The organism is Shewanella frigidimarina NCIMB 400, assembly GCF_000014705.1.
In the GTDB taxonomy this organism is placed as follows: Bacteria; Pseudomonadota; Gammaproteobacteria; order Enterobacterales; family Shewanellaceae; genus Shewanella; species Shewanella frigidimarina.
Window position 1 is genome coordinate 2,683,897 of the sequence record NC_008345.1, and the last position, 14,291, is coordinate 2,698,187.

Annotated in this window: 15 protein-coding genes; 4 read left to right on the forward strand and 11 right to left on the reverse strand. The window is 41.2% G+C overall.

The window, feature by feature from the left end:
• Positions 1 to 3: 3 nt before the first annotated feature.
• The 8 genes from SFRI_RS11540 to apbC are packed head-to-tail and all read right to left on the reverse strand — an operon-like array spanning position 4 to position 6,252.
• Positions 4 to 330: a PilZ domain-containing protein gene (locus SFRI_RS11540; RefSeq protein WP_011637694.1), complete on the reverse strand. Its 327-nt coding sequence runs from the start codon at positions 328 to 330 to the stop codon at positions 4 to 6.
• Positions 331 to 381: 51 nt separating this feature from the next.
• Positions 382 to 1,365: a DNA polymerase III subunit delta' gene (gene holB / locus SFRI_RS11545; protein WP_011637695.1), complete on the reverse strand. Its 984-nt coding sequence runs from the start codon at positions 1,363 to 1,365 to the stop codon at positions 382 to 384.
• Between the two features lie 28 nt (positions 1,366 to 1,393).
• The gene (gene tmk, locus SFRI_RS11550) at positions 1,394 to 2,041 is read right to left on the reverse strand and encodes a dTMP kinase (protein WP_011637696.1); all 648 of its coding nucleotides are present in this window, start codon (positions 2,039 to 2,041) and stop codon (positions 1,394 to 1,396) included.
• The gene (mltG, locus tag SFRI_RS11555) at positions 2,038 to 3,048 is read right to left on the reverse strand and encodes an endolytic transglycosylase MltG (protein ID WP_424540183.1); all 1,011 of its coding nucleotides are present in this window, start codon (positions 3,046 to 3,048) and stop codon (positions 2,038 to 2,040) included. The genes tmk and mltG overlap by 4 nt, the downstream gene beginning before the upstream one ends.
• A complete protein-coding gene (gene pabC, locus SFRI_RS11560; RefSeq protein ID WP_011637698.1) occupies positions 3,048 to 3,881 on the reverse strand; it encodes an aminodeoxychorismate lyase in 834 nt (277 codons plus the stop codon). Before pabC ends, mltG begins: the two co-directional genes overlap by 1 nt.
• Positions 3,881 to 4,465, reverse strand: coding sequence for a dCTP deaminase (gene dcd / locus SFRI_RS11565; RefSeq protein ID WP_011637699.1), 585 nt, complete (start codon positions 4,463 to 4,465; stop codon positions 3,881 to 3,883). Before dcd ends, pabC begins: the two co-directional genes overlap by 1 nt.
• Before the next feature lie 23 nt (positions 4,466 to 4,488).
• The gene (gene udk / locus SFRI_RS11570) at positions 4,489 to 5,127 is read right to left on the reverse strand and encodes a uridine kinase (protein ID WP_011637700.1); all 639 of its coding nucleotides are present in this window, start codon (positions 5,125 to 5,127) and stop codon (positions 4,489 to 4,491) included.
• A gap of 9 nt (positions 5,128 to 5,136) precedes the next feature.
• Positions 5,137 to 6,252, reverse strand: a complete 1,116-nt coding sequence (gene apbC, locus SFRI_RS11575; RefSeq protein ID WP_011637701.1) for an iron-sulfur cluster carrier protein ApbC — start codon at positions 6,250 to 6,252, stop codon at positions 5,137 to 5,139.
• Positions 6,253 to 6,408: 156 nt separating this feature from the next.
• Between apbC and metG the strand changes: the two genes are divergently transcribed.
• Positions 6,409 to 8,460 carry a methionine--tRNA ligase gene (metG, locus tag SFRI_RS11580; protein WP_011637702.1) on the forward strand — a complete coding sequence of 684 codons (2,052 nt, stop codon included), beginning with the start codon at positions 6,409 to 6,411 and terminating at the stop codon, positions 8,458 to 8,460.
• A 137-nt stretch (positions 8,461 to 8,597) separates the two neighbouring features.
• On the opposite strand, the gene SFRI_RS11585 is transcribed toward metG, so the two are convergent.
• Together SFRI_RS11585 and SFRI_RS11590 are read right to left on the reverse strand one after the other, a co-directional pair.
• On the reverse strand, positions 8,598 to 10,523 hold the full coding sequence (locus SFRI_RS11585; protein WP_011637703.1) for a monovalent cation:proton antiporter-2 (CPA2) family protein: 1,926 nt from the start codon (positions 10,521 to 10,523) through the stop codon (positions 8,598 to 8,600).
• 95 nt (positions 10,524 to 10,618) lie between these two features.
• Positions 10,619 to 11,371, reverse strand: coding sequence for a Nif3-like dinuclear metal center hexameric protein (locus SFRI_RS11590; protein ID WP_041413588.1), 753 nt, complete (start codon positions 11,369 to 11,371; stop codon positions 10,619 to 10,621).
• Positions 11,372 to 11,797: 426 nt separating this feature from the next.
• Here SFRI_RS11590 and SFRI_RS11595 point away from each other — a divergent pair, with 426 nt between their 5' ends.
• Complete coding sequence (locus SFRI_RS11595; RefSeq protein WP_011637705.1) at positions 11,798 to 12,160, forward strand: hypothetical protein; 363 nt, start codon at positions 11,798 to 11,800, stop codon at positions 12,158 to 12,160.
• Between the two features lie 123 nt (positions 12,161 to 12,283).
• On the opposite strand, the gene SFRI_RS11600 is transcribed toward SFRI_RS11595, so the two are convergent.
• Positions 12,284 to 12,772, reverse strand: coding sequence for an outer membrane lipoprotein (locus tag SFRI_RS11600; protein ID WP_081430136.1), 489 nt, complete (start codon positions 12,770 to 12,772; stop codon positions 12,284 to 12,286).
• Between the two features lie 52 nt (positions 12,773 to 12,824).
• On the opposite strand from SFRI_RS11600, the gene aat reads away from it, so the two are divergent.
• Positions 12,825 to 13,532, forward strand: coding sequence for a leucyl/phenylalanyl-tRNA--protein transferase (aat, locus tag SFRI_RS11605; RefSeq protein WP_011637707.1), 708 nt, complete (start codon positions 12,825 to 12,827; stop codon positions 13,530 to 13,532).
• Positions 13,522 to 14,241, forward strand: coding sequence for an arginyltransferase (locus SFRI_RS11610; protein ID WP_011637708.1), 720 nt, complete (start codon positions 13,522 to 13,524; stop codon positions 14,239 to 14,241). The genes aat and SFRI_RS11610 overlap by 11 nt, the downstream gene beginning before the upstream one ends.
• The last annotated feature ends 50 nt before the right edge of the window (positions 14,242 to 14,291 follow it).

Genomic DNA, 14,291 nt, shown 5'->3' on the forward strand with positions numbered 1-14,291 from the left:
TAGCTACATAGTGCAGGTCAAATCGCTAGAGGCAAGTTCGCTTGATAATAACTTTTCAATATGATGTTTATGACTTTCAACATCAGTTTTAATTTTAACCCCAATACCTGCTGGGCGCCCACCGGATGCGCCTAATGGGTTAATCCATACCACAGAGCCTTTAAATTCATTAGTTTGAGTGGCATTAGGCAATCGATAAGCAATGGTAAGCTCTTGGCCTAAGAAATGACTTTCTGTAGTCGCCACGAATAAACCTGCAGGCTTAATAAAAGGCATATAAGCACGGTAAAGTTTGTGTAATGTATCGTAATTAACAACAAGATCGACCATAAATGATTATTTTCTTTCCATAAACGGGTTAAAAATCAATATCAAACGTTTTTAATGAGTCAACTGTCTAAATGTGAGCACATATTGTTGACACAAGGCAGGCGCGTTCACACTCGGCATTGTTTCAAGTCTATGGCACATGGTCATCACCCGCCCAGCGAGTTCAATGACTTTCGATTGAACAAGTGGATTTAATGACTGACGACTCGTATTTTCAGTTTTTACCTTATTACTTTTTAACACATATTGGCGCAAGTACAAATACAAAACATTAAGTGCATCAACAATTTGTTGCTCAGACACCTTTAATAAACTATTGCTTAAATGACCCGTTTGTAAACTTTGAGCCCAATCTTGGCGAAATGTCAGCAGTTGCTGATAATGCTGGCTGGTTAAACTGTTTGCTAACGCAAGAGGGCCACCAACAACACTAAGACACCATGTAACATCATGGATTTTGCCATCGGCGTTGGCTGGCGGTAACAACTGCTGCGTCGCTAACCATTGATGGATTTCATGCTTAGTTGGCTCAACAAAATTAAGCGTTTGACAGCGGCTGGTGATAGTCGCTAATAACTGGGCAGATGTATTGGTTTGTAAAATGAGCACAACATCATCACCAGGTTCTTCAAGGGTTTTCAATAATGCATTAGCCGCCGCCAAATTTAAACGTTCGGCATTAACGATTATAGCTACACGTGCGCCACCTTGCTGAGCCGTTTGAGTTAACGCTTGGCAGAGTTGACGAATTTGATCGACTTTAATTTGGTTGCCATCTGGCTCAATAATGTATAAATCAGGGTGATTACCGGCTGCCAATAACAAACAACTTTTACACTGGCCACAAGCACCAACCGGAGTGAGTTGCTGGCAAAGCACAGTTTGCGCTGCGGCCTTAGCGAGCTTATCGCCCCCTAATGCTTTATCGATGTTGAACAAATGCGCATGACTGCTTTTGCCTCGATAATGCTGGTCAACAAAACGCTGATGTGGATCGGCTAACCAAGGTAGCTGGTCAATCTGATAATCACTCATGTCGGCACATTATCCCTTTTAATATCAATCACTGCTCACTCATCAGAGTGGATAAATGGCGTTGTAATTGTATACCAATATCATTATGCACTTGTTCCATGGATTGACTGGCATCAATCACCACAATGCTGTCATCTTCATGCGCTAATTGTAAGTAGGTTCGTCTGGCTCGCTCAAAAAAATCAATCGCTTGTTGCTCTATTCTATCAAGCTCGCCACGACTGGCTGCACGGCTTAAGCCTAACGTTGGATCAATATCCAAATATAAAGTGAGATCGGGTTTAAAACCTCGTAAGCAAGCATCACTGACCGCTTTCACTAATGGCATTAACCCTCGGCCACCACCTTGATAAGCTAATGATGACAGATTGTGTCTATCGCCAAGTACCCATTGACCCACAGACAACGCTGGTTTAATAACATTGGCGATTAATTGTGTTCGCGCTGCATAAATGAGTAAGCATTCTGCTTCATCGCATAATGGATCTGTCTCATCGGCAATTTTAACTAAATCGCGCATTTTTTCTGCTAAAGGAGTCCCGCCCGGCTCACGAGTACACACAGGAGCCTGACCGATATGCTGCTTAATAATATCGTTAACGAGGGCTATCGCGCTTGATTTACCCGCGCCTTCTAATCCTTCGATTACAATAAACTTGCCTTGCTGTTGACTCATTTTCTTTTTCTCTGGAATTCGTTTACGGCATTATTATGGGCTTTCAACGTAGATGAAAACACATGACTGCCATCATTACGTGAAACAAAGTACAAGTAATTTACTTTGGCTGGATTAGCGGCGGCAAATAATGATGCGCGACTTGGTGCAGCGATAGGCGTTGGCGGTAAACCATCAATTTTGTAGGTATTGAATGCCGTTGCTTCGCGTAAATCTTTACGAGTAATATTACCTTTATAACGTTCACCCATGCCATAAATTACCGTGGGGTCGGTCTGAAGACGCATGCCTTTTTTAAGTCTATTATTAAACACTGCAGACACCCAATCACGCTCTTCAGGTTTGCCCGTTTCTTTTTCAATAATAGATGCAATAATCAATAATTCGTAAGGTGATGATAAGGCTAAATCAGGATCGCGCCCTTCCCATGCTTGCGCTAAGCTTAGCTGCATCATGGTGTAGCTGCGGTTTAAAATCGTCTGTAAGTTATCATCTGCATGATAATGGAATGTTTCTGGATAGAACTTACCCTCAGGCAAACCAGAAGTATCACCATTTTGTAATAACACTTGATTAAAGTCGTCGGTATTCTTTGCCAAATGCTCTGTAGTGGACAATGTTTGCTGCCACTCGGTAATAGTTTTACCTTCGATTAAGGTGATGCTGAAAACCACTTGTTGGCCTAAATATAATCGCTTTAATAACGCTTCTAATGTATCGCCAGGGATCATTTGATACAGACCGGTTTTTATATGAGCAAGCTTAGGTTCAAGTTTGACCAGATATTTAACTTTCCAACTATCGGTAATCAATGATTGTTGTTCTAGTTGTTGCGCAAGCTTAATCACACTGGTGCCAGGTTCAACCGTTAACGTTTGAATTTCAGTTAACTGTAATGGCTGTTTTTGGTAAGCGATTAAGCCAGAGACAAGCCAATATCCTCCAAGACAAACGACTGTAAATAGAGGAATAAGACTGGCTAAAAAAAAGGTTTTTATGGTTTTAATCATGATGATAAATTCACACTCAAAATGTGCCTGAATCGCGATGTTTGCGTCCAACGGCTAAATTGAAAATCGTCAATGGCAGTTACATCAACAATGCCAAATAAACTGTTTGTTATAAATATATTGTCCGCTGCCTGAATATCACCAAGTGTTAATTGTGTAGCCATAACAGATAAGCCCTGACAGAGCAGAGTATCAATTAATGTCTCACGCATCACACCACTTACACCTGCATGGGTTATTGCTGGGGTAAACACATGACCATTTTTGACTACAAAAATGTTGGCCATGGATGACTCTATCACATTACCGTCACAGTCAAACACTAACCAATCTTGATGAGTACTAGGCAGCGGTTGTGACTTTATGAGCACCTGTTCCAATCTATTAAGGTGTTTTATTCCAGCCAGAAGTGGTTGCCTGCCAAGACATATGGGTGATGATGCTAGCGAGATACCACTTTGCTGCCAATCAAGATAATGCTCAGGAATGGGATGCACTGACACGACTTCTGTAACGTTTATGCTCAAAGGAGCCTGATAACCACGGCCACCGACTCCACGCGTCAGCAATAGCTTTATACAATGTTGTGGGTATTGTTGGGCGAGTAGGATCAATTGTTGTATTAATAAGTCGCTTGGATGCCACTTAATACTTAGGCGCTCGCAACTTTGCAGCAAACGAGAAATATGCCCGTCAAGGAATAGGATCCCTGCAGGCATATCAGATGATGCTGTGCGCATGGTTGCAAACACACCATCACCATAAGCAACACCACGATCAAATGGACTTATTAGTCCGTTTTCAACGTGATTAACCCAAACCGTAGCCATTATTTATCCTGGCTGATCCGGCTTGCTACAGCCTCTTGTTGATCTTTGTACTTCGAGCTTTTACGCGTGTTATATGGACGAGCAACCGCAGAGCTTAAGCGCTCAAAATTTAGCGCACCAATCGTCATACCAGGGCGAAGAGCCAACGGCAATTTACCACTGTTAAAGAACTCAAGTACGATTTTGCCTTGCCAACCTGGATCAATACGATGTGCGGTCACATGTACCATCAATCCTAAACGAGCAAGTGATGAGCGACCATCTAACCAACCCACTATATCAGCAGGTAAGGTTACACTTTCATAGGTAACGGCTAATGCTAATTCTCCAGGATGAAGGAAAAAAGCTTGATCATCAGCGATTTCAATTTTGTCGCTCATGATCCGATCAAGTGCTATTTGCATTTCTGCACTAGGACCACTTAAATCGATGTAAGGTGCAGTATGGTCTTTAAATACACGAAATTGGCTGCCTAAACGTACATCCACGCTCACTCCCGAAATGGCTTCAATACCAGGACGAGGATCGATAATAATGGTGCCATTATCTAAACATTGCTCAATTTCTATATCGGTTAAACGCATGCTGCACTCTCTTTTAGATAAGGCTACTTCGCCAATAAATGCTGAATTCTAGCTTTTAAAATATCAGTTGCGATACGGTTTTTACCGCCCCGGGGAACGATAATATCGGCATATTGTTTTGACGGTTCAATAAACTGTAAAAACATCGGGCGTACGGTTCGCTTATATTGTGAAATAACCGATTCCATTGTTCTGCCACGTTCAGCAACATCACGAGTTAACCGACGTAAAAAGCAAATATCTAATGGCGTATCCATAAACACACTGGCATCCATTAAATCACGTAATTTAGGATTGGTTAATAATAGAATGCCTTCTAAGATAATCACTTTTTTAGGTTGCATGGTCAACGTGTCGCTAATACGAGTATGCTCAGTATAGCTGTAACATGGAATGCTAACTGGCTCACCTTGTTTAAGCTGAGTTAAATGAGACGCTAATAACTGATGGTCTAACGCTTTTGGATGGTCGTAATTAGTTTTGACACGATCTTCCATCGTCAAATGGCTTTGATCATGATAATAAGCATCCTCATTGATCACACCAATTTGATTTGTACCTAAATCACGACACAATTCTTCAAAAATTGTTTTAGCAATTAAACTTTTACCTGAAGCCGACGCACCGGCAATCCCAATAATGACACACTGCTGAGAATTCATCTCTTAACCTTACTCGTCTTCTGATATGCTAATTTTTACGGTTGATTGTACTTGTTGAAGTGCTAATTCTGCCCCAAGTTTGCGGGCAATTTCGCGATAGATCCCTGACACTTCACTTTCTGGTTCGCTCATCACGCTCGGCGTACCATTGTCCATTGATTCACGAATATTGATGTGTAATGGTAATGATCCTAATAATGGCACGTTATAACGTTCCGCTATTTGACTACCACCATGAGTACCAAATGGGTGTTCTTTATGACCACATTCAGGACAAAGATGAAAACTCATGTTCTCGATAATCCCAAGCACTGGAATGTTAACTTTGTTGAACATGGTGATGCCTTTCTTGGCATCAGCTAAAGCAATATCTTGCGGCGTTGTCACTATCACCGCACCGCTAACCGGTACTTTTTGTGATAATGTCAGTTGAATGTCACCAGTTCCAGGTGGCATATCGATAATTAAATAGTCTAATTCAGGCCACTGAGTTTCGTTAAGTAACTGTGCTAAAGCACCCGCAGCCATAGGGCCTCGCCACACCGCGGCTTCATCACCGCTTAGCATAAAGCCAATAGATTGCGCAGAAATACCATGCACTAAAGCCGGCGTCATGTGCTTGCCATCTGGCGATTGTGGACGAAAATTAGGAATTCCTAACATCAATGGAATAGACGGGCCATAAATGTCGGCATCTAAAATACCCACTTCGGCGCCTTCAGCTTTCAACGCTAATGCGAGGTTTACTGCGGTGGTTGATTTACCCACACCGCCTTTACCAGAAGCCACAGCAATAACTTGTTTTACGTTAGGAATAGGTGCAATTGCTGGCAGCGCAGAATAAACCCGTGGTTGGAAATCGATTTCACATTCCACTTCATCAATGGCGTCAAGTACAGCCAATTTATTGGTGATAGCCATCACGGTGTCGCGGTATTGTGTCATACATGGATAGGGATAAACTAAGCCTAATTGTAGGCGTTTTCCTTCTATCGACAATGCTGTAACACATCCTGCACTGACTAAGCCTTTATGCAAATAAGGATCTTCAAATGCTTCTAAAATATCTAACACTGGTGACAATAATTCATCACTTAATTGATAATTTGTATGCGTATTGACCAAAACGGCAACTCCGAACCAGAAATTTGCACAAGTGTATCAGAACTTGGTAAAAAAATAGCGACTAATAAGCCTTTTTAAGTCATGTTTTGGTGAAAAAAGTCTGCTAATCAGTTAGTATCAGGCAATATTTTTGGTGTAATTTGATATCGAGACAAAATGACAAAATCACAGCGTAAAATACTGGTCACAAGTGCCCTTCCTTATGCCAATGGCCCAATCCATCTAGGCCACATGCTTGAATATATCCAAACGGATATTTGGTCACGTTTTCAAAAGTTACGTGGACATGAATGCCACTACATTTGTGCCGACGATGCTCACGGCACGCCGATTATGCTTAAAGCACAGCAAATGGGCATTACGCCAGAAGAAATGATTGCCCAAGTGCAAAAAGAGCACCAGCAAGATTTCGCTGACTTCAATATCCAGTTTGATAACTTTCACAGCACTCACAGCGAAGAAAACCGCATTTTAGCCAGTGATATTTATCTAAAACTTCGTGATGGTGGTTACATCAAAACCAAAACCATTTCACAATTATATGATCCTGAAAAGTTAATGTTCTTACCGGACCGTTTTGTTAAAGGCACCTGCCCAAAATGTAAGTCTGAAGATCAATACGGCGATAACTGTGACAACTGTGGTGCAACTTATAGTACGACCGATTTGATAAACCCTAAATCGGCAGTCTCTGGTGCGACACCAATAATGAAAGATACCGAACACTTCTTTTTTGACTTGCCAGCATTTGAAGGCATGTTAAAAGAGTGGATCCAATCAGGCTCTTTACAACAAGAAATGGCCAACAAGCTTAACGAATGGTTTGAGCAAGGGCTAAAACAATGGGACATCTCACGTGATGCACCCTACTTTGGTTTTGAAATCCCTGATGCTCCCGGTAAATTTTTCTATGTTTGGTTAGATGCGCCTATTGGTTATATGGGTTCATTTAAAAACCTATGTGACAAGCGTGATGATTTAAACTTTGACGATTTTTGGAGCCTAGACTCAACCGCAGAGGTTTATCACTTCATCGGTAAAGACATTGTTTATTTCCACAGTTTATTCTGGCCAGCAATGCTTGAAGGCGCAGGTATTCGTAAACCGACTAGTGTTTATGCTCACGGCTATGTCACCGTAAACGGTTCAAAAATGTCTAAGTCTAAAGGCACGTTTATTAAAGCGCGTACCTATTTAGATAATTTAGATCCGGAATACCTACGTTATTATTACGCAGCTAAATTAAACAGTCGTATTGATGATTTAGATTTAAATTTAGAAGATTTTGCTCAACGAGTTAACTCAGACTTGGTCGGTAAACTGGTAAACCTTGCATCGCGAACTGCTGGCTTTATCAGCAAACGCTTTGACGGCAAATTAGCCAAGGTAACAGACAGCAGCTTAACCGACATATTCTTAGCTAAAAGCGAAGTGATTGCCGAATTATATGAAACTCGCGAATTTGGCAAAGCGATGCGTGAAATTATGGCATTAGCTGATATTGCCAACGCCTATGTTGCCGACGCAGCACCTTGGCAACTGGTTAAGCAAGACGATAAACAAGATGAAGCACATCAGGTTTGCAGTAATGCATTAAACTTGTTCAGAATCTTGGTCACTTACCTTAAGCCTGTATTACCTAAACTGGCCGAAAATGTTGAAGGTTTTTTACAGTTAACCTTAACGTGGGACAATTTAGGTCAAGATCTTGCTGGTCATGAAATCGCGACATTCAAAGCATTAATGCAGCGTATCGAACCTAAGAGCATTGAAGCTATCATCGATGCCTCTAAAGAGAACTTGCAAGCGACTAATACGGATGCACCTAAAACCGAAGCGCCGACACAAGCTGTTAATCAATTAGAACTCGATCCAATTAGCCCTGAAATAAGCTTTGAAGATTTTGCTAAAATTGATTTACGTATTGCTCGAATCAGCAAAGCGGAACATATTGAAAAAGCCAATAAATTACTGCGTCTTGAATTAGACTTAGGCGGCGATACCAAACAAGTATTTGCGGGTATTAAATCAGCTTATGCGCCTGAAGATTTGGTTGGTAAACTCACCGTAATGGTGGCTAACCTTGCCCCACGCACGATGAAGTTTGGTGATTCAGAAGGTATGGTATTAGCTGCCGGTCCTGGCGGTAAAGATTTGTTTATACTAGAACCTCATGAAGGCGCACTGCCTGGCATGCGAGTTAAGTAATCCAGCTTTAAAACCATAAAATAAGACCGCTTCGGCGGTCTTTTTTATCTCTATTGAGTTTTCAATCTAGCGGATTGCAAACAAACAAAGCGACTGATATTTAAAACGTGGTTAGCCAGCATGTGGTAAGTCGAGCATTAGCTCTGGATATCACTATTACTATCATTTGTTTGCTTTGCATTAGCGTCGTTTTGATTATCGATATCTTGTTGGTGAGCGGCATTATCTTCATCCATTGCTTGCTTTAATCGCTCTTCATACAACATAAACAGTTTAATAAAATCGTTACTAAAGCGTTCACCCGCTGATTCTTTCAACCAAAAATCATATAAACGTTTTGAAGCTTCTTTTTCAACCCGTTTATAGGTTGCCTTTCGTCTCAACACATATTCTTCTGAATGACCTAATAACTGTAACGATGACAAACTCAATTCCAGTGCTGAATGATGCGTTTCCGACTCAACCACGTCTGCCCCTGCTTCTTTTAATAAATGTCCATGACCACGGTCAAATGCTCTGGCAACAATCTTAAGTTTGGGGTAGGTATTATGTAAGTATTTAACTAACTCCACACTACTTTCTCTATTATCGATGGCCACCACAAAAAGCGAGGCTTGTTCAATGCCAGCGGTTTTTAATAAATCTGGACGAGTGGCATCACCATAATAGGCCTTAGTATTAATACGCCTGATAGTGTCGACCTGTGACACCTGATAATCAAGCACTACTGTTTTAATATTATTCGAAATTAAAAAGCGATTAACCACTTGGCCAAAACGACCAATACCCGCAATAATCACCGTGCCTTCATCATCAATACTATCTTGTTCACGCTGGTTGGTTTTTACCTGAAAGCGTGGATAAATGACTTTATCAAATAAAATAAATAATCCTGGGGTTAAAAACATCGATAACGCGACCACGATTGATAACGTTTGCGCTAAATCAGTTGGAATAACATGCTGTTGAACACTAAAACTCAGCAGTACAAAACCAAACTCTCCCGCTTGAGCCAAACATAATGCAAACAGCCAACGATCGCTGCCCTTAATTCTAAAAATCAACGCTAATAAATACAGCACAGACGCTTTAATCAACATAACGCTTAAGGTGATAGCTATTATTTCAGCAAAATCAGCAAACAGTACCGTAAAGTCAATTCCGGCGCCGACAGTGATAAAAAACAATCCCAATAATAGACCTTTAAATGGACCAATATTGGCTTCAAGCTCATGCTTAAATTCACTGTTTGCCAATACAACGCCGGCTAAAAAGGTGCCTAATGCGGGTGATATACCCACTAAACTCATTAATGCTGCAATACCGATAACCAGCATAAGTGCTGCGGCGGTAGATATTTCACGCGCACCAGATTCGGCAACCATTTTAAATAAAGGTCTACTGAGATAATGCCCCCCTAATACAACAGTACCAATCGCTAATACCAGTACAATGGCATATGCCCAACCGGGTAATGAGGCCACGAGGCTTAACTGCTCGTGCTGCTCACTCATACTATTCACCGCAGCTTGGGCTTTATCAACTAATTCAGGTAAAGCTAATAACGGAATAAAGGCCAACATGGGAATAACAGCAATGTCTTGAAACAACAATACCGAAAATGCGTTTTGTCCGGCATGGGTTTTATTGAGGCGTTTTTCAGATAAGGTTTGTAACACGATTGCGGTAGACGAAAGGGAAAAAATTAATCCAATTGTTAATGCAATACTCAGTTGATACCCAGCATAAATGGCACAGGCCATCACGGCTACAACCGACCCCACTACTTGTAAGCCACCAAGCCCCAGTAAACGATTACGCATCGCCCACAACATTTTAGGTTCCAGCTCTAAGCCGACCAAAAATAGCATCATCACCACACCAAATTCGGCGAAGTGTTGAATGGTATTAGTTTCACTGCCCACTAAACCCACAATGGGGCCAATGACCACACCCGCAATCAAATACCCCAGCACGGAACCCAAGCCCAATTTATTCGCTAACGGAACAGCAATGACTGCAGCGGTGAGATAAATAAAAGCCTGTAAAAAGTACTCTGTCATTGGGGGTCCTTATCGGGTGAAAAAATTAATATCGACTTTTACACTGCAATTACAAGTGCAAGTTCACGCCAATATTTAACGAGGCCTTTAATCCATTAAACTGGATTAACGATATCAATGAAATGATGGGTTAAATCAAACTTACTGGCTAAATGCTGCCCTAATGCCTGAATACCAAATTGTTCAGTAGCATGATGCCCTGCGGCAAAATAGTGCAGCCCTTGTTCCGTTGCTGCATGATAAGTACGTTCAGACACCTCACCACTTATAAACGCATCTACACCCATTTGGGCTGCATAATCAATATAATCTTGAGCACCACCAGTACACCAAGCAAGGGTTGAGATAGGCTTACTGTTATCGCCAATATGTAATGGTTCACGTTTAAGCACCTTAGTCAGTAATTGACTAAATTCGCTGGCGCTTAATGGATGTTCTAAATGACCATGCCACAGTAAATCTTGTGCGACTGGTTCATATACTCGAGGGCTAATAACACCTAACTGGTAAGCTAGTTGGGCATTGTTTCCAATTCCGTGATGGGCATCAAGTGGTAAGTGGTAGCCGAATAAACTCATATCATGGTCCATTAATGCTTTAATTCGGCGATACTTCATCCCGGTGATAATTTCTGGCTCATTTTTCCAAAAAAAACCATGATGAACAAGAATTGCATCGGCATTAACAGCCGCCGCTTGCTCAATTAATGCTTGGCATGCAGTTACACCCGTCACAATCGTGCGGATATCAGACTTACCTTCAACTTGTAATCCATTAGGAGCGTAGTCTTTAAAGGCTGACACATTTAAAAAACTGTCTAAATATGAGCTTAACGCTTGGCGAGTAATGGTAGAAGAGCCTTGATGATGTGTCGACATAGTATTTTCCTAACAAAAATGGATAAAAGTCTCTGAAACTAACTCAGGAAATAACGGACCGTTTATTACTTACAATCCGATGTTGAACTGCAAGCGAATTAACCACTGAGTTGAACGCTTTTTTAGGAGTTGATGCTCATCAACCTCTGATCTGGATTAAAAACGGTATCGAGCTAATTTTAGCTTATTTATTCAATACCTTCACTAGAGATGAACTTAATAATTTAGGGTAACTCATGCTCAAAAATTTCAACAATAGCAGTCATAAATGCTGATAAATCGGTCTTTATGAGTGAGAAACCGACAATTTGCGCCACTAATTGGACTTTTGTAGTCTTAACACATTAAAATTAGTAACAACCTTAATTTAACATGATAACAAATAGGTTATTAACTATGACAACATTGACTAAAGAAGAGGTCATCGGCCAACTACAAATGGCTATTGAAAAGCAGTCTGGACAAGCAGTTTCTATTGAGCAAGCTGGTAGCTGGTACAAAATTGACGGCGGTAAATCAGTGCGCTTTAGCGAACTTGAATCCATGCATGCTGAACTAACTGCATCGTCAGTAAAAAAAGCACCTACTGCGAGCAAAGCAGTTATTAAGCCTGCAGCAAAGGCAACCGCAAAAACTGCACCGAATAAACAACCGAGTAAAAAAGCACAGTCAAACTCAGGCGGATTAACGCCTAAGCAGTTATGGCGTAAAAAACTCGAAAGCGCAGCGGGTAATCAAACTTTGCCTCGTGGTTTCTAATTAACGAGAACAGATCAAACTGTATTGTTAGCGAATATTGACCACAGTGTGTAAACAAAAGGAGCCTAGGCTCCTTTTGTTTTAGCTGTATAATCACACGGTGAATAATCACACCGTAAATAATCACATCGCTAGGTCGACCCTGACATAACCGGTTAAGTAAACCACCCTAACCTCATCTCCGGCAGTAAAACTCATGCCTGGATCCGCATCTTGGATCACCATAACTTGGCTACCATCTTCTTGCTTTATCATTAGTTCAACTAACTTAGTTTCAAGATAATATTGTTGGTTACCGTGCTGGCTGCCAATTCCACCGCCAATCAACGCCCCCAAGACAGTGGCAACATCTTGACCTGAACCTCCACCAAATTGATGACCGATAACACCACCAATTAAAGCACCGCCAAAGGTTTTCCAACCACTTCGACTGTCTTCTACTAGCTGTTTCTCTGTTACATGTTTCACAGATTCAATGTGTCCATATAACACTTTTTCAACTGGAACGGCTTGATTACGCTCGTAAGCAGCTTGGCTTTGACCACAAAACAAACAAATAGTCAGCAATACTGCAAAAATACTCTTCACACTTACAGTTATGATTTTAAACATGGCCATTTTCCGCTAAGTTAACGATAAGGTATTACAAATAATATACTCAATTGTGAACTCACTGTCTTATTTAAATCAATCCATCGGCTTCCCGCCGCCAGAGCAAGCTCTTACTGATCCGAATGGTTTATTAGCCATCGGAGGAGACCTACGTCCAGATCGCCTAGCACAAGCCTATTACCAAGGTATTTTTCCTTGGTTTAACGCTAATGACCCCATTTTATGGTGGTCACCCGATCCTCGAGCGGTGTTCACACCGAGCCATCCTTTTGGCAGTAAAAGCTTAATAAAATTTCTTAAAAAGTCTGCATGGCGTTTTACCATTAATCAGGCATTTTTAGATGTTGTTGCCGGTTGTGCTGGGCCCCGTAACACCCAAGATGGCACTTGGATTTCGGCCGAAATACAAATGGCCTACTATGAACTGCATCTTCAAGGGCATGCTCATTCTATTGAAGTATGGGATGGCGAACAGCTAGTGGGTGGATTGTATGGTATTCCGGTGGGCGGTATTTTTTGCGGTGAATCGATGTTTCACCGTCAAACAAATGCATCAAAAGCAGCCTTTGCTATACTGAATCAACACTTGGTGAAACACGATTTTCAATTGATTGATGCGCAAGTAATGAATCCTCATTTAGTGAGCCTTGGGGCTAAAGCCTTACCTAGAAGCGAGTTTTTAACGATACTTCATCAGTACAGAGATCGTGCAACTTCAGCGTCAATGTGGAACAAACAAGAGGTGTTTATTGAATTCTAAATCTGTCAGCGTAGGAATAAGCCAGCCTTTTGATTGCAATTATATTGAAGGTAATAAAGAGCAATTGCTGGTGATCCAAGAACCGCAAATAGACGCGGCGCTGTTTGAACAACTTCTAACGATGGGGTTTCGTCGTAACGGCAATGCTATTTACAAACCTCGTTGTCCGAGCTGCCAAGCTTGTCAGTCTATTAGATTGAATGTTAATGATTTTATATTATCAAAACGACAAAAACGAACCTTAAAAAACAATCAAGATTTGCATTGGAAAGTCACTCATACCTCACGGCCTGAGCACTATGATTTGTATCAACGTTATATCAATGAACGTCACAATGATGGGCCAATGTTTCCTGCATCGCCAACCCAATATGATGATTTTTTATTATCGGATTGGTTACCGCCCATGTTTATTGAGGTGTTTGATCAAGACCGATTAATTGGGGTTGCCGTAACCGATGAAATGATGAGCAGCTTCTCGGCAATTTACAGTTATTTTGATCCTGATTATGCCGACCGTTCATTAGGTTCGCTGATGATTTTAATCCAATGCCAATTAGCAAAATCATTGGGTAAACGTTTTTTATATTTGGGCTATCAAATTGATCAAAATCGGAAAATGAACTACAAACGCCAATATCGCCCATATCAAATTTTAACAGCACTCGGTTGGCAAGTTGGTGAAAATCTTACAGCTCTTTCTCGTTAACGCCCTTTACAGTTCAGTGTTTTTGGGGCATGATACGCCCGATTTTTTCA

Coding starts and splice junctions, on each gene's coding strand:
- metG (WP_011637702.1), top strand. CDS start 6,409: ATGACAAAATCACAGCGTAAAATACTGGTCACAAGTGCCCTTCCTTAT.
- SFRI_RS11540 (WP_011637694.1), bottom strand. CDS start 330: ATGGTCGATCTTGTTGTTAATTACGATACATTACACAAACTTTACCGT.
- SFRI_RS11600 (WP_081430136.1), bottom strand. CDS start 12,772: ATGTTTAAAATCATAACTGTAAGTGTGAAGAGTATTTTTGCAGTATTG.
- udk (WP_011637700.1), bottom strand. CDS start 5,127: ATGAATTCTCAGCAGTGTGTCATTATTGGGATTGCCGGTGCGTCGGCT.
- pabC (WP_011637698.1), bottom strand. CDS start 3,881: ATGGCTACGGTTTGGGTTAATCACGTTGAAAACGGACTAATAAGTCCA.
- holB (WP_011637695.1), bottom strand. CDS start 1,365: ATGAGTGATTATCAGATTGACCAGCTACCTTGGTTAGCCGATCCACAT.
- SFRI_RS11585 (WP_011637703.1), bottom strand. CDS start 10,523: ATGACAGAGTACTTTTTACAGGCTTTTATTTATCTCACCGCTGCAGTC.
- SFRI_RS11595 (WP_011637705.1), top strand. CDS start 11,798: ATGACAACATTGACTAAAGAAGAGGTCATCGGCCAACTACAAATGGCT.
- tmk (WP_011637696.1), bottom strand. CDS start 2,041: ATGAGTCAACAGCAAGGCAAGTTTATTGTAATCGAAGGATTAGAAGGC.
- dcd (WP_011637699.1), bottom strand. CDS start 4,465: ATGCGTTTAACCGATATAGAAATTGAGCAATGTTTAGATAATGGCACC.